Here is a 15689-nt window from a genome sequence, read left to right on the forward strand (position 1 = left end):
AGCTGTGCGTTACGTTTTTCTCAACAGTCATTCGTTTTCCATACCTTCTTTAATAATTTGAATTGCATTTTTCTCCAACCTCGATATTTGAGCTTGAGAAATACCGAGTTCTTTTGCGATTTCAGTTTGTGTCTGCCCTAAATAAAATCTTTTTGACAGAATCATTTGTTGTCGTTCTGTCATGCCAGATACCGTTTCTTTTACCGAAACATACGTTAACCAACGATCTTCCGAAACTTTTTTATCCTGTAATTGATCCATAATATAGACGGGGTCACCGCCATCCCCATTCATTGGTTCGTGCAAGGACATTGGATCTTGAATTGCGTCTAGTGAAAATAAAATATCGTCTTCAGGAATTCCCGTAATTTCTGCCAAATCGGATATTTTAGGCTCCTTTTGGTGATCATTGATAAATTGTTCTTTTGCTCTAATCGCTTTATAAGCTATATCTCTTAGAGATCTGGACACCCTAATGGCATGGTGATCCCTTAAATGTCTTTTGATTTCACCAATGATCATTGGAACAGCGTACGTCGAAAAACGAACGTTATGTTTCAAATCAAAATTGTCGATGGACTTTAGCAAGCCGATGCAACCGACTTGAAAAAGATCGTCTGCCTGCTCTCCTCTGTAAGCAAATCGTTGAACAAGGCTAAGGACTAGGCGCAGATTCCCGATGACTAACTCTTCCCTAGCTGATTCGTCACCACTTTGTAATCGGATAAACGTTTCCTTCATCACTTCGTTTGTCAGTAATGGCAAATTGGACGTATCGATTCCGCAAATCTCAACTCTTGTACGCATCATTCGCTTTTCCTCCACATTCTGTAGATGACTGTACGAAATAGTTTGTCCTCAGACATGTGGAATATGCGAAACTCGAATCGCCAATTTCAACCATCAGGCAATTGGATGATTTAATCGATCACGAAGTTCTGAGATGATTTTCTTTTCTAAGCGCGAAATATAGGACTGTGAAATTCCAAGTAATTCTGCAACTTCTTTCTGTGTCATTTCCAATTCCCCCGTTAAGCCAAAGCGACATTCCATAATATATTTTTCTCGCTCATCAAGCGTACTTATTGCCTCAATCATATGTTGTCTTTCCAATTTCTTCTCAACATCATCCAAAATAATGTGCTCATCAGTACCTAATATGTCGGAAAGTAATAATTCATTGCCATCTGCATCTGAATTCAGCGGTTCATCAAAAGAGATTTCCGATTTGGTTCGATTGGTTTTTCTCAAATGCATAAGAATTTCATTTTCAATACATCTTGATGCATATGTCGCCAGTTTAATATTGCGATCACTTTTAAATGTTTCAATCGCTTTTATAAGGCCAATTGTTCCGATACTAATTAAATCTTCAATATGTGTATTCGTATTATCAAAACGACGTGCAATATAAACGACGAGTCGGAGATTTTTTTCGATTAACGTATCGCGGGCATCCATATCCCCTTCCATAAATGCTCGGATTGTTTTCGCTTCATCTTCACGTGATAATGGTTTCGGTAGCGATTCATGGCCGCCTATATAATAGGTACCACCTTTTCTTCTAAAGAGACTTTTAATGACCGACAACCATTTTTTCATTTCATGCCACATAACTAGTTCCCCTTTCGTTTGTGATAAACTCCAGTGCAGATACATGCAAAATGGCTTGAGCACCTTCCGGATAACGACGATCTTGTTTCGTCAGCACAAGATAACCAGCTGGCAATTCACATCCTTCCGTAATCGTCCAACGATCGAATTTAAACCCTACTGCCCATGAATTTCCCTGAACGGTTTGAAGTCGTATTAACCGGGCCATCTGCTGATAATGCTTCGGAAAAACGGATAATTGCGGTACGCCTTTAGGGTCCCATGCTTGTAGAGGTTCAAGCAATTCGCTTGGGATTATCGTTTTCACAGCTTGAAAGGAAACAAAATGAACGGCTTCGCCTGTGAGGGGCTCCGTACAACGATTCCCAGTATCAACAAAAACGGATACCGGCACATCTTTGTCCCATATCGTGAGCATCGATTCTGCTGCATACGTAGATAATTTACGAGCTAGTCGAACATCCAACCACTTCGTCTTAAAGACAGCTAACGCTGCATAAGCTAAGATTGCGCTGACAAAAATCATAGAAGGACCGGTCACAAAAATAAATCGTTCCGTAAAAACGGTCAGCAATCCGCCCGCAAACAGCGCTCCAATCAATACGATGAAAGCTTTGTTTCCCCAAGCAGTAAACGACACCCCAAAAGCACAGAACACCATGAAAGCAAATGCGATAAAAAGAGCAATCCAGGAGTCGGGGAATAGCGTGACGGGTACAGCACCAACGAGAGACGCCAATAAGAGACGTTTCCAGGAAGCTTGTGCCGTGCCCATCCGATCTGCAAAAGATAAGATCGCGAAATTAAATAGCATGTTGATCGCTATGATGATTTCCCCATACATCCAATCGCCCTCCTTGAACGTAAGGATAACATTGTAGTCGTGCAATGTTTGTCGGAACGAGGATAAAAATTACGTAAAAATTCGACAACATCTTAAAGTTCTTTATGGAAACCACAGCCGGAAGGAAGTTTTGCATTTGCGATTTGTAACCTGAAGCCCTCGTAGCGTTGTGATACGCTCGGAACATTGAGATGCGATGCGGTTACGTTGTCATGCATGGCTCTTTTTCTTTACAAACGAAAAAACTCCCCAGTCTCCATAGTAGGAAACTGAAGAGTTCAATCAATTTAATTATCGACGACGGTTGCGAAGGAATGTTGGAATATCGAGTGCGTCGTCCTGTTGGTTCGTTTGTTGCTGTCTTGCCGGTTCGGATTGTTGGAACTGTTGGGTTTCTTCTCTACGCGAATGCGTTGGTTGCGCTGGTTGTTGCGTTTCGCGTTGGCGAGTTGCTCCAAATCCTGGATTTCTTGTTGTTTTTGATGGATTCAACTGCTCTTCGTTAAAACCTGTTGCAATAACCGTTACAACGATTTCATCTTTTAAGGAATCATTGATAACCGATCCAAAAATCATATTTACATCTTCATCAGAAGCAGATGCGACGATGTCAGCAGCTTCTTGGACTTCGAACAAGCTTAAGTTAGAACCGCCTGTAATGTTCATCAGTACACCTTTCGCGCCATCGATTGACGTTTCAAGCAACGGGCTCGATATCGCCTTCTTGGCAGCTTCTGCAGCACGATTTTCCCCTGTAGACATACCGATTCCCATGAGGGCAGAGCCTTTATTCGACATAATTGTTTTCACGTCAGCAAAGTCTAAGTTAATTAAACCTGGTACGGCGATTAAATCTGAAATACCTTGTACACCTTGACGCAACACGTTGTCCGCTTCTCTGAAAGCTTCCAACATTGGCGTATTCTTGTCCACAATTTCAAGAAGTTTATCATTCGGAATGACAATCAATGTGTCAACAGATTCTTTCATCGCTGCAATTCCACCGATTGCTTGCGTTGAACGCTTACGGCCTTCAAATGTGAATGGACGAGTAACAACGCCTACAGTCAATGCACCTAAGTCTTTTGCAACTTGAGCGATAACAGGAGCTGCACCAGTACCCGTACCGCCTCCCATACCAGCTGTTACGAAGACCATGTCTGCTCCGCGTAACGCTTCTTCAATTTGCTCACGGCTTTCTTCAGCCGCTTTCTTACCGACGTCTGGATTTGCACCTGCTCCTAATCCTCTCGTCAACTTACCACCAATTTGCAATTTCACTTCAGCTTCCGATAAGTTAAGTGCTTGTGCATCTGTATTCACAGCAATGAATTCGACACCTTGCACACCATGTTCTATCATTCTATTAACAGCGTTATTCCCGCCGCCACCGACACCAATCACCTTAATTACGGCAAGTGCATCGATATTCGTATCAAAATCCAGCATTGTCTCTCCTCCTAATCCCTACTGAAAATACTCTCTTTTCACTCAAAGAATCCATCAAAAAATCTTTTTGTTTTACTCATTAAACTCGGTTTTTTCTCTTTGTCTGGCACTGCCACCTTCTTTTTAGGAGCAGAAGGATAATCCATCTCGCGATTAGCCGGAACAGTTGTAGATTCCGTTGAAATACCAAAATACGTATCTTCCATATTAGCATAACGGATAAGGCCTACAGCAGTCGAATACATTGGTTCGCGTACACCGATATATTCTGGTGTATGTATCCGAACCCTCGTTTTCAACACGTGTCTAGCCAATTGAAGAATACCTTCGAGTTTTGTCGTACCACCTGTCAATACGATACCACCCGGTAAATCTTGAATACCCATCCGATAGAGTTCTTCCAACACCAGTTCAAACAATTCTTCTAATCGGACACCAATGATTTCCGATATGTATCTTTGACTATATTGATCTTTTGAATCCGCACCGATAACAGGTACCTCAAACAATTCGTCGTCCGAAGCATCGTCATAGAAGGCATGTCCATACTGGTGCTTAATCTTTCTTGCTTGCTCTGTCGGGGTCTTTAATATGATTGACAAGTCTTTCGTGATATGGTCACCCCCTACAGGAATGACAGCAGTGGATACAAACCGATTATCGCCGAAAACAGCAATTGTCGTGGACCCGCCACCAATGTCAATGAAAGCTGTTCCGTGATTCACTTCATCATCCGTCAATGCAAACGTTCCAGAAGCTAAAGGTTGCAAATAGATTTCACGTATCACAAGACCTGCTCTTTCCACACAGCGCAAAATATTATGCACTAACGTTTTAGAGGTTGTAATGAGTGTTCCATCCATTTCAAGACGGACCCCAATCATCCCTCGAGGGTCTTTAATTTCATCGTAATCATCCACAATGAATTGTTTTGGAATGATATTGACGATTTCCCGTTCAGGTGGCACGGACATGACTTGTGCAGATTTCATGACACGGTCTAAATCGTCATCCGTAATTTCCCTGTTCTCAGAGTTAACAGCTACAACACCTTTTACGTCTTGTAGCAATACGCCGTTTGCAGGAATTCCGAGGACGACATCTCTAATTTGCATCCCTGTCATCCGTTCCGCCTGCTCTACTGCTTTTTTAATAGACTGGACAGTCGCATCGATATCAATAATTGTTCCTTTTCGAATACCCGCAGATTGTACATTACCAACCCCGATTACGTGGAGGGAACCACCATCCACTTCTCCAATCAGCACTTTGACTGAAGAAGATCCTATATCCAATGATACGTATGTTGTAGATTGACTCAATTCCCGGCACCCCCTATTTCGATACTTACCTTACATTCTATTGTATAATCGTCATATTGTCTAAATATTTTCTCCATCCTATTCTCAATCCTTTCATTCCTGCTCCTGAACTTCAGGAGACTTGTTGCGCGCAGACCATTTCGTCAATAAAAGTCTTCGTATGACGGCAATGTTTTGGAACAACCTTACACCAAATGCGAAGATGGCTGCCAAGTAGAGATCTACTCCTAAATGGACACCTAAAAATGCGAGACAAGCGGCCAATAGGATATTGAAAAAGAAGCCCGATATGAACACCTTGTCATCGTAGATTTGCTGTAAATGTGCTCGTATGCCTCCGAATAATGTGTCTAGCGCAGCGAGTACAGCAATGGATAAATAATTACTATACACTTGGGGAATTTGAATATCGGATAATAATCCTAGCGAAACTCCTAATAGTAAGCCTAAAAGTGGCAACCACATCGTCAATCCCCCTTCGATAACTCATTCAAATAGAGATTTTCAAACTGTTCTGGCCAACCTCTAATCATGATATCTTCTTCAGGAGGATGGATATCCAGCACTAAGTTATCAAGGTAAAAATCATCATGAATAGAAGAAGCCAATAAATAATTGTACAGTTTTTCACTATCCGTTATTGTTTGTGAAATGATTTTAATTGTAAACGGTGGCGTCGATACATTCAAACCATTTACAGACGTGTACCCATTGATAACTCGAATTGAACTTAGAATATTGTAGCGTTTGCCGTCAATTTCCATATCAATTCCTTTGAAGCGATTTACATCATTGACAAAACGAGTGAGTAAATCAGATGAAATACTCGTGATTGGTATTCCATACGCTACACTTTCCGCAGAAGGTCGTACTTCAATTACAATACCAGGGCCGACTATGTCCGTCGTACCTGCTTTTTCACGTAATTTATCAACGGTTTCTTTTAAAGCTTGTCCAGCACTCGTTTCCTCTAATGAACGGTAAGAAGATATTGTCCGGTCCAGTTCACGCACTTCGGACAACAATTCTACATGCATTTTTTTCTCTTCTGCCAATTCTTGCCTGATCGCCCAAATATCCCTCGTATCACGTTTCTCAGGATTTTCTAAAGAATTATATTGTACAGCAATCATAAAACCGATGAGCAGGAGGACAAGTGTAAATTTCATATTGATCCTCTTCTTCATCTTACACGCTCCTTCGACACTGACATTTCCTTTACGATTCGTTCCGTAACGCAGGCAACTTCAATTCTTTCAACTGTTCGACCGAGACTACGATGTTATCGTGAACTAAGCCGTCAATTACTCCACCCCTTAATTGCAAAGAAGTTGTGAGCACTTCTGAATCCCCAACCGCCTCTATGACAAACGGTGCAGGATACGTTCTCCCGTCAATTTTAATGACAGGGCCTGTACATTTAATATTGGAGTTGGCAGAGATTCGTTGTCCATTTATAGCAATTCCTTGTGCGCCAGATATTTTCAATTCATTCACTACTTGTAGGACATGACTTTCGTGGACGATATACTCATTCGGATTTTGCTCGACAGGATCGTAATCACCGTCTTTCAAGGTAATCCGGACACCTGGCCCGATTGCAGGAATAACCCCTAGCAATAGCCGTAGATTTTTCGCTTCTTCTACCAATCCAGCATGATTATTTTCATTTTCAGAAATGGATTGTTCAAATTCACGTATTTCGTTTTGCTTCATAAAGATTTCATCGGTAAGTTCTTTATTGCGCTCTTTTTGAGCAATCAGTTCTTCACGATACTGTTCCTCTTTCTGCAAACTGGGAGTTTGGGCAACATCCACTTTATCTTTCCCAAGTGTTCGATAAGAAAAAGCGAATATAAAACCGAGTACTAGAAAGACGATGGCATATAATACATACCTTCCTCGATCCTTTCTTCCCTTACTCACTTTCTTCATCAACAACTTCACCTTCCTCTTCTTCCACTACCTCACTTCCATATACTTCGCTATAAGGCGAGAAGAACGTACCAACTTCCATATCAATTATACCCTTTTCATAGCCGTCTAATTGAGTAACAATCTCTGGATAGTATTCCATATTCTCTGCGAAAGCAGGAATGAGTGCATGTACCTCATACCCATCATCCATATAAACCGTAATTGTATCAGCATCATCGTCTTCGCCCGTATAAATGATTTCAGAAATCAGTTGCAACACATTCTTGTCCATTTTCACTAATTGACTTGTTAATTTTTTCAATACTTTTTTGTTAACAACATTGTTCAGAATGGGTACATTCGGTGTAATACTCTTAGCGGAAAATACTTCGCCATTGGCAAGAAGGAGCGAAAACTCCCCTTCTTTCTCAACATAAGCAACAGTGTCCCATTCTGTAATTTCTATTTCAATATCTCTTAACCACTTTCTAGAAACCGTTACTTCCTTGACGCCCTCAACGCTAGAAAGTTCTTTTTCTAGTTGATTTGTCGTAAATTTCCAGTATGCATCCCCAGAAGCAATGCCACTTCTTTCAACGTAATACGATTGATCGTGAAGAGCTGCACCTTTCACATGAATTGAGTCCACCTTACTGAAAGGAGATTGAAAATACAATAGCAAAAGGAGAGCAATGCAAAAAACAGCTAGTATAAACAAGAACTTTTTATTTGTTTTCTTACGCCGTTTTTCTCGCATGGATGGTATCCGCTCTTCAATATCAATAACTTTATCCATCTGCTCTCCTCCCCTCAATTTCTTTTTTGATAAAAAGCAAAATGTAAAATGACGCCTGCAGCCATCCAAGTTGTAAGCAAAGACGATCCTCCATAACTAATGAACGGTAACGTAACACCAGTAACGGGTAATAATCCTGATACAACGCCGACATTTAAGAAGGTCTGAAAAGTGATCATAGAAGCCATTCCTGAAGTCATAAGAAATGAGCGATAGTCTTTTGTCCGAATCGCAATACCAAAAGCTGTAACAAGTAGCATAACGAATAGAAGCAATACGAATGTTGCACCGATAAAACCCGTTTCTTCTGCAATAATCGAGAATATGAAATCATTTTGCGGTTCCGGTAAGTAGAGGAACTTCTGTCGACTATTGCCGTAGCCATGGCCAAACAAACCACCAGGTGCAATTGCAAATAACGATTGGATACCTTGAAAACCTGTGCCTAGCGGATCATTCCACGGATCAATATAGGATTTGATCCGATCGAGTCGGTAAGGCGCCGCCGCGATTAGCGCAATAATCCCACCAATACCTGATAGTCCTAGAAAAGCAAAGAAAGACAACGGATATCCAGCGATGAACAAAATGACAAATGCAGAAACAATCATAATGACTGCAGAACCTAAATCAGGTTGTAACATGATCAATACAGCAGGCAATAAAATCAACACAAAATGTTGCACGTTAAAAGGTCGTCTTCCTGATGACTGTTTCATACTACATGCAAGTTTTCCAATTAAAGCGACTTTCACAAATTCAGCAGGTTGCAAGCTAAACGGTCCAAGTGCAATCCAACTTTGCGAGCCATTTCGAACAACCCCGATGCCCGGAATCATGACAGCTACTAACATGATGATTGCTATGTAATAAAAAGCAGTCCAAAATGTTTGGTTGGAAGTCCATGGCCCTTTCATCAAAAATAATGCAGCTGCGATCGATACTGCCATATAAATTGCTTGCTTTACAATGAATGGTGAAGAGTCTGCGTAGTGAACTTGCCCCCAATAGGAGCCAGCAGAATGGACAAACGCCAAACCGATCAATGATAATAATGCCGCTGCTACAATAAATCCGGCTTTTAACTTCTGATCCAGAGAACGCATCCTTCCCTCTTAATAGTTCCTCCATTACTACCCTAACGTAAGACCTGACGACGAACAAAGTCAAAGTCCAATTTAACTTTTTGCATTTTTTACGATTTATTCATCCAACAATCGTTACGATAACTTCATGATGGCCTCAATGAATGCATCGCCACGTTTTTCAAAACTTTCGTATTGATCCCAACTAGCGCAAGCCGGAGATAATAAAATTTGATCCCCAATCGTTGATTTTGTATACGCCTTTTCGACAGCTTCAACCATCGAATCGGCAGCATACACATCCGTTACTCCACACGAAACAGCAAATTCCATGAACCGTTCACGCGTCTCTCCAATCGCGATAACTGCTTTCACTTTACCCATATGTGGACGTAGCTCTTCAAAGGAATGGCCGCGATCCAATCCTCCAGCTAGAAGAATAACTGGCGGTTCAAACGATGACAATGCACTTTTCGTCGCAAGCGTATTCGTCGCTTTTGAGTCATTATAAAATGCACGACCATTCAGTTCCTTCACAAACTGCATCCGATGACGAACTCCAGTAAATGAACTTAATACATCTTCGATTGTCGATTTATCACAATCCAGTAAAATAGCTGTTGCAGTCGCTGCTACTATATTTTCCAAATTATGCTGACCGAGTAATTTGATAATTGACCTTTTCACATAAGGTTCACCTTGCCAATAGATCATTTCACTATCAGCTGAGATTCCTTCTTCCGTTCTACCTTGCAAAGAGAAAGGAATTTTGATTGCCTTCGTATTTATATAAGGTTGCATCTCAACTTGGTCCGCATTGTATATGAAGTAATCTTCAGCCTCTTGGTTCATAGTAATCCTCGATTTAGCTGAAGCGTATTCTTCAAAAGTACCATGATAGTCAATGTGGGCATCGTACAAATTTGTCCAGACTGCTATTTTTGGTCGATACTTCTCAATACCTGCTAATTGAAAAGACGAGACTTCCATAAGGATGACTTCATCCGCAGTCGCTTTTTCTGCAACAGAACAAGCGACCGTTCCTATATTCCCGGCAATCAAAGGTTTCTTGCCACCAATATTTAGCATGTGATACAAAAGCGTCGTCGTCGTTGTTTTACCGTTTGAACCAGTAATAGCAACAATAGGCGCTTCACTGATCAAGTAAGCCAACTCAATCTCCGTCCAAATGGGGATCCCTTTTTCAACTGCCTGTTGGAGCACTTGGTTTTGGTAAGGAATACCTGGGTTTTTTACGATACTATCAAAACCCGCGTCTAAGATATCAGACGGGTGTCCTCCGCAAATTACTGTTATTCCTTTTGAGCGAAGAAGCGCAACGTCAGAATTCCCATCTTCCGGTGATGCATCATTCACAACAACATTCGCTCCGAGAGAATGGAGCAAGTCGGCTGCCGCAAAACCGCTTTTCGCCAGTCCAAGCACTAAAACGTTCTTGTCTTTAAATCCGTCCCACGTAATCAATTACAACACCTCCAACAGTAACGGAACAATTGCCGCAAGAAATGCGACTCCCCAAAACACAATAACGATCTTTCGTTCAGACCATCCGGATAGTTCAAAATGATGATGAATAGGGCTCATTTTAAATACCCGTTTTCCGGTCAATTTAAAGCTTGTCACTTGAATCATGACAGATAATGTTTCAACGACATACACAATCCCGATAATGAGGAGCAGAAGTTCCTGCTTAACCAAAATTGACAACATGGCCAGCACACCACCAAGTGCTAACGAACCTGTGTCTCCCATAAATACTTTAGCGGGTTTCATATTAAATAATAAAAACCCTAGCATAGCGCCTGCCACAACGAAGGAAAAGATTGCAATGTCCACTTGCTCGTAAACTAAACCGTATACACCAAACACAGCAAAAGCGATTGTGGATGTACCCGCAACAAGTCCATCGAGTCCATCTGTCAAATTCACTGCATTGGAAAAACCAACGAGCCAGAACACGAGGAATGCCACATAGAAAATTCCTAAATCAATGGAGAGATCAGTGAATGAAATACCGACCGTTGTGTCAAAAGGTCCCATCTTTAAAAGGAAATACGCAATAATAGCTATAATGATTTGTCCAATGAGTTTTTGTATGGATGTAAGGCCCAAATTTCTTTTCATGACAACGATAATAAAATCATCCAGAAAACCGATGACACCGAATCCTGCAAGAACGATCATAAGGACAATCGTTTGTGTCGTTAATACATCTTCAACTATGTATGATAGGGCAAGCATCGTAATGATGATGGAGCTCAGGAAAATAAGGCCGCCCATTGTAGGCGTGCCTGCTTTTTTCTTATGAGCGTCCGGCCCTTCCTCCCGAATGCTCTGACCGAATTTCAGTCTTCTGAGCAACGGAATGATTGCCATTCCTATCAATGCTGTGAGTATAAATGCAACGGCAATAACCGTTATTGTTGTGACGAGTGTCATAAACTATTCTCCTTACCTCATTCAATCTTTAAGAATTATTCTTCTGTATATACATGGATGATATCGTCCACATTCATTAATGAATCGGGAGCAGGCATTTGATATTTAATCACGTCACCTTCCCCGTGCCACTGAATTCGATACGTATGCAGCTGACGAGCAACCATTCCTTTTGTCATTCCCGTTAAATCCGGTACACGATGCGTAATTGGATCGCCCCAACGATATTCTTTCTCAAGTTGGTCCACACGTTTTTCAACACCAGCTAAAGGAGCAATTTCTTCAATGATGCGGCCAACAATTGGAGCGGCAATGACACCTCCGAATTGTACGGAATTCTTCGGACTATCCACCGCCACGTATACAAGCAATTCAGGGTCGTCCGCTGGAGCAAAGCCGATGAAAGAAACAATATAATCTCCATCACTATAGCCACCGTCAACGACTTTTTGAGCAGTTCCTGTTTTCCCACCTACGCGCAGGCCGTCGTTAAATGCATTCCGCCCAGAACCATTTGCGACAACTGATTCCAACGCTTCTCTTACTTGCGCGGATGTTTCTTCACTGATGACCCTTCGTTTCATCTCAGGTTCAAAAGATTGAAGTGTTTCACCCTTATCATTCTTTATTTCCTTCACAATATACGGACGATATAAAAATCCACCATTGATTGCCGCAGCGACTGCTTGCACTTGTTGAATCGGCGTCACAGAAATACCTTGGCCAAAAGCCGTAGTCGCTTGTTCAACGGGACCAAACGCTTCTTTTGAAAAAAGAATCCCTTTTGCTTCGCCCGCAATGCCCGATCCAGTTGATTCACCGAAACCGAAATCACGAATGTATTGATCCAACTTTTCGCTTCCTAACCGTTGACCAATTTCGATAAAGCCTGGGTTACAGGAATTTTCAACAACTTCAAGAAACGATTGATGGCCATGACCTGACCTTTTCCAACAACGTAATCGGGCATTTGCAACCATTGCATATCCGGGATCGTGAAAATGTTCATCATGCAAATCAATCAATTTTTCTTCAAGCCCCGCCGCCAATGTGACAATTTTAAATGTTGAACCTGGTTCAAACGTCATCCATACCGGCAAATTCCGATTATAAATGGACGGATCGACATCTTGATAGTCTGCCGGATGGAAAGACGGCATCGATGCAAGTGCAAGGATTTCACCGGTCTTTGGATTCATAATGATTCCAACCGCTTGTGTAGAATCGTACTTTTCCATTGCTTGAAGTAATTCTCGTTCCATAATTTTTTGCATTTCCACATCGATTGTCAATTCGACTGTTGCGCCGTTGTCACCTGTTTGAAACCCGTCGTCCACATGTGGGAGCGGAATGGCGCGAGCATCTGTGTATAAACGGATTTTGTCACCGGTCCCTTGTAGGATTTCATCGTAAGCATATTCTATCCCTGCTAGACCTTGACCGTCATAACCAGTAAAACCGATTAGCCGGGATAACAATTCGCCGTTTGGGTAATTCCGGATGAAATCGACGCCTGTATACAATCCTTCAATTTGAAGCTTTGCAATTTCATCAGCTTGCTCTTTCGAAATGTTTTTTCCTTCGGGTGCAATTTTTACCATATAAGCTTTTTCAGAGAGCTTTTTTAGTAACTTATCAGCGTCTGTTTGCAGAATTCCCGCTAATGTCGCAGCTACTTTTTCAGGTTCATTGTTTTGAGAGGGCATATAGTAAAGTGTAGGTGCAAGTTGATTCCCTACAATTAATTCACCATTTCGATCATTAATTTCTCCTCGTATAGCCCCAAAAGGAATTTCACGGTCCCAATTTTCTTCAGCACGCACCTTTAACCATTCGTGTTTAACAATTTGTACGTGAAATAGTTTTCCAGCTACCATGACCATTGCAATGATAAAGAGAACGAATACTGCGCGCAATCTTTTTTTAGATTGCAAGTCGGTATATTTACGCAGTGTTCCACACCTTTCTTTTTTTCTATCAACTTATGAATTGATGTGGATGGCTATACATCATCCTCCAATTATCTCTGTTTCATCCTCTTTCTCACTGGGCTTCATTTTACTTTGTGGTGACTGAAATTGGAGAACTACTGGTTCATCTGCGTTAATGACTGTTCCTTCAGTAAGACTCTGCTCTGTCACATAACCATCACCGACAAGACGGATATCGAGCCCTGATAACATTTTAAAGGATAAAACCATTTTTTTCGACCATCCAGAAAAATTTGGCAGTGTTGTTTTTCCTCTTGTTTCAAGTAGTACAATAGATCCTTTGGATAATTTCGTTCCCGCTGTAGGGTATTGACTACTTACTTCGCCGCCTTCACCAATTAAAACAGGTTTAAATCCTTGTTGTTCCAATTCTTCCATTCCATCTGACGCCTCTTTACCTACATAATCTGTAATAGAGATCGCCGAGGAAGTTTCTGTGTTTTCCGGAACAATATTCATATACTTTAAGCTACTTTCCATAATGGAAGTAAAAAGCTGTGCAACAGGGTCCGCACCATATTGACCAATTTCTAATTTCGGTTGTTGAACAAGCACATACGTTAAGAGCTGTGGGTCATCAATTGGCGCCATTCCTAAGAAAGAATACAAGTAATTCCCATCACCACTCATGTAGCCGTGGCCATTCGTATTTGGAATTTCGGCTGTCCCAGTTTTCCCACCAACAGAATAACCGGTTAACGCAAATTTCCGTCCAGTTCCCACTTCAGACGTCACCGTAGATGCCAATATCTCTCGTACTTGTTTGGCAGTTTCCTTTGAAATAGGCGACTTCCGCTCTTCTGGTTCGTGATTCTCAACCGTTTCCTCCGTATTAGGGTCTATGATTCTATCAATGACATATGGTTTCATCATCTTACCATCATTTGCAATTGCAGTCGCTGCTTGAATCATTTGTAAAGGCGTAACGGTCGATCCCTGTCCGTAAGATGTCGTTAGACGTTCACTCGGATTGATATCTAATAGAATCCCAGGCGCTTCATGCGGCAAATCTATCCCCACTCTTTCACCAAAACCAAAGCCTTTCAAATACTCAATGAACGTTCGATCGCCCATTCTTTCCAATAAATACGCCATAGAGACGTTAGATGAGCGTTGAAAGCCTTCCAAGAAGGAGATTCTCCCCCATCCTCCTCTTTTAACATCCCGAATAGTTTTATCATAGATCGTATACTGACCTGATTGGTATTCTGCAAATGGATCCCACTTGCCTTCTTCAATTGCAGCTGCGAGGGTAAACATTTTCATAGTAGAGCCTGGCTCAATCGTATTCTCCACTGCATCATTCAACCAGTTTTCAGTTAACCCTTCACGGGTACCCGGATGAAATGACGGTCGCTGACTCATTGCATAAATTTCACCTGTTTTTGGATTTGCAACGACGACAAGCATCTTTGCGGGTGAATACTTTTCGTCTACTTGATTCATTGCATCTTCAACAAAGTTTTGAATCGTCTTGTCTAGTGTCAATTGAATCGTCATGCCATCTTTGGCAGGGACAATCTGTTTTTCCGTTTTCGGTAGTATATACCCCCAAATGTCGGTTTGAAAATCCATTTTGCCATTTGTACCTGTCAGCTGTTCGTTAAATGTTTTTTCCAAACCCATTTTTCCGACGGTGGACACTTTCTTCTCTTTGTTTTCTTCCCGCATTGCAAAACCAATCAGATAGGAAGCAAAATTACCGTTCGGATAAAATCTTTTTTTATCTTCAATGAATTGCAGGCCAGTTACGCCTTCTTTATCGGCTGCTTCTTTAATCGCTAACATCGTTTCATGATTAATGTCACGACCCGCTTTTCCAAACTCAGTTTGATAGACTTTAGAGTTATTTTCTTTCGCCTTATACATAATACTTGCTATTTTTTCTTTTTCTATCGGTATGTATCGACTTAACAACTCCGCCGTTTTATCATAATCGACGACGTGTCTCGGCTTTTTCGCTCCTTTTTCGGTCGCTTTTTCCGATAACACTGCGATAAGGCGATAACTTAAAGTGTCTGAAGCAATGACTTCCCCATTACGGTCGACAATTTTCCCTCGCTCCGCTTGCAAAACTGCTTCTCTTGCATATTGCGCTTGTGCCATCATTGCGAGTTGTTTCCCCTCTGCCTCACCAGTAATTTGAATACTGAGCATACGACCGAATAATAGTAAAAAGAGCCCTCCGAAAAATATGAACATCAGAAAGGC

14 protein-coding genes are annotated in these 15689 nt (G+C 41.5%); all 14 read right to left on the reverse strand.

Features of this window, described 5'->3' with window-relative positions; all coding sequences use genetic code 11:
* Positions 1–27 precede the first annotated feature (27 nt).
* The 14 genes from sigG to QT711_RS01650 all read right to left on the reverse strand — a co-directional run bounded on the left by sigG (position 28) and on the right by QT711_RS01650 (position 15680).
* Positions 28–807, reverse strand: coding sequence for an RNA polymerase sporulation sigma factor SigG (gene sigG / locus QT711_RS01585; protein ID WP_317941947.1), 780 nt, complete (start codon positions 805–807; stop codon positions 28–30).
* A gap of 96 nt (positions 808–903) precedes the next feature.
* Positions 904–1602 carry an RNA polymerase sporulation sigma factor SigE gene (sigE, locus tag QT711_RS01590; RefSeq protein ID WP_317941732.1) on the reverse strand — a complete coding sequence of 233 codons (699 nt, stop codon included), beginning with the start codon at positions 1600–1602 and terminating at the stop codon, positions 904–906.
* A 1-nt stretch (position 1603) separates the two neighbouring features.
* Complete coding sequence (locus QT711_RS01595) at positions 1604–2458, reverse strand: sigma-E processing peptidase SpoIIGA (RefSeq protein WP_317941733.1); 855 nt, start codon at positions 2456–2458, stop codon at positions 1604–1606.
* Between the two features lie 291 nt (positions 2459–2749).
* A complete protein-coding gene (gene ftsZ / locus QT711_RS01600) occupies positions 2750–3907 on the reverse strand; it encodes a cell division protein FtsZ (protein ID WP_317941734.1) in 1158 nt (385 codons plus the stop codon).
* Between the two features lie 38 nt (positions 3908–3945).
* Entirely contained in the window at positions 3946–5229 is a 1284-nt protein-coding gene (ftsA, locus tag QT711_RS01605) for a cell division protein FtsA (protein ID WP_317941735.1), read from the reverse strand.
* Between the two features lie 93 nt (positions 5230–5322).
* Positions 5323–5694 carry a small basic family protein gene (locus QT711_RS01610; protein WP_317941736.1) on the reverse strand — a complete coding sequence of 124 codons (372 nt, stop codon included), beginning with the start codon at positions 5692–5694 and terminating at the stop codon, positions 5323–5325.
* A gap of 2 nt (positions 5695–5696) precedes the next feature.
* Positions 5697–6416 carry a DUF881 domain-containing protein gene (locus QT711_RS01615; RefSeq protein ID WP_317941737.1) on the reverse strand — a complete coding sequence of 240 codons (720 nt, stop codon included), beginning with the start codon at positions 6414–6416 and terminating at the stop codon, positions 5697–5699.
* A 31-nt stretch (positions 6417–6447) separates the two neighbouring features.
* On the reverse strand, positions 6448–7164 hold the full coding sequence (locus QT711_RS01620; protein WP_317941738.1) for a DUF881 domain-containing protein: 717 nt from the start codon (positions 7162–7164) through the stop codon (positions 6448–6450).
* Positions 7148–7942 (reverse strand): cell division protein FtsQ/DivIB, encoded by a 795-nt coding sequence (locus tag QT711_RS01625; RefSeq protein WP_317941739.1) that lies wholly within the window; start codon positions 7940–7942, stop codon positions 7148–7150. The genes QT711_RS01620 and QT711_RS01625 overlap by 17 nt, the downstream gene beginning before the upstream one ends.
* Positions 7943–7956: 14 nt before the next feature.
* Positions 7957–9048 (reverse strand): putative lipid II flippase FtsW, encoded by a 1092-nt coding sequence (ftsW, locus tag QT711_RS01630; RefSeq protein ID WP_317941740.1) that lies wholly within the window; start codon positions 9046–9048, stop codon positions 7957–7959.
* A gap of 114 nt (positions 9049–9162) precedes the next feature.
* The gene (gene murD / locus QT711_RS01635; protein ID WP_317941741.1) at positions 9163–10512 is read right to left on the reverse strand and encodes a UDP-N-acetylmuramoyl-L-alanine--D-glutamate ligase; all 1350 of its coding nucleotides are present in this window, start codon (positions 10510–10512) and stop codon (positions 9163–9165) included.
* The gene (gene mraY / locus QT711_RS01640; protein WP_317941742.1) at positions 10513–11487 is read right to left on the reverse strand and encodes a phospho-N-acetylmuramoyl-pentapeptide-transferase; all 975 of its coding nucleotides are present in this window, start codon (positions 11485–11487) and stop codon (positions 10513–10515) included.
* A 35-nt stretch (positions 11488–11522) separates the two neighbouring features.
* Complete coding sequence (locus QT711_RS01645; RefSeq protein WP_371389841.1) at positions 11523–13421, reverse strand: penicillin-binding transpeptidase domain-containing protein; 1899 nt, start codon at positions 13419–13421, stop codon at positions 11523–11525.
* Between the two features lie 75 nt (positions 13422–13496).
* On the reverse strand, positions 13497–15680 hold the full coding sequence (locus tag QT711_RS01650; protein ID WP_317941743.1) for a penicillin-binding protein: 2184 nt from the start codon (positions 15678–15680) through the stop codon (positions 13497–13499).
* Positions 15681–15689 lie beyond the last annotated feature (9 nt).

Origin of the sequence: Sporosarcina saromensis (assembly GCF_033253735.1) — a bacterium.
Classification (GTDB): Bacteria; Bacillota; Bacilli; order Bacillales_A; family Planococcaceae; genus Sporosarcina; species Sporosarcina saromensis.

Coding starts and splice junctions, on each gene's coding strand:
- sigE (WP_317941732.1), bottom strand. CDS start 1,602: ATGAAAAAATGGTTGTCGGTCATTAAAAGTCTCTTTAGAAGAAAAGGT.
- sigG (WP_317941947.1), bottom strand. CDS start 807: ATGCGTACAAGAGTTGAGATTTGCGGAATCGATACGTCCAATTTGCCA.
- mraY (WP_317941742.1), bottom strand. CDS start 11,487: ATGACACTCGTCACAACAATAACGGTTATTGCCGTTGCATTTATACTC.
- QT711_RS01650 (WP_317941743.1), bottom strand. CDS start 15,680: ATGTTCATATTTTTCGGAGGGCTCTTTTTACTATTATTCGGTCGTATG.
- QT711_RS01625 (WP_317941739.1), bottom strand. CDS start 7,942: ATGGATAAAGTTATTGATATTGAAGAGCGGATACCATCCATGCGAGAA.
- QT711_RS01610 (WP_317941736.1), bottom strand. CDS start 5,694: ATGTGGTTGCCACTTTTAGGCTTACTATTAGGAGTTTCGCTAGGATTA.
- ftsZ (WP_317941734.1), bottom strand. CDS start 3,907: ATGCTGGATTTTGATACGAATATCGATGCACTTGCCGTAATTAAGGTG.
- QT711_RS01595 (WP_317941733.1), bottom strand. CDS start 2,458: ATGTATGGGGAAATCATCATAGCGATCAACATGCTATTTAATTTCGCG.
- QT711_RS01620 (WP_317941738.1), bottom strand. CDS start 7,164: ATGAAGAAAGTGAGTAAGGGAAGAAAGGATCGAGGAAGGTATGTATTA.
- QT711_RS01615 (WP_317941737.1), bottom strand. CDS start 6,416: ATGAAGAAGAGGATCAATATGAAATTTACACTTGTCCTCCTGCTCATC.
- ftsW (WP_317941740.1), bottom strand. CDS start 9,048: ATGCGTTCTCTGGATCAGAAGTTAAAAGCCGGATTTATTGTAGCAGCG.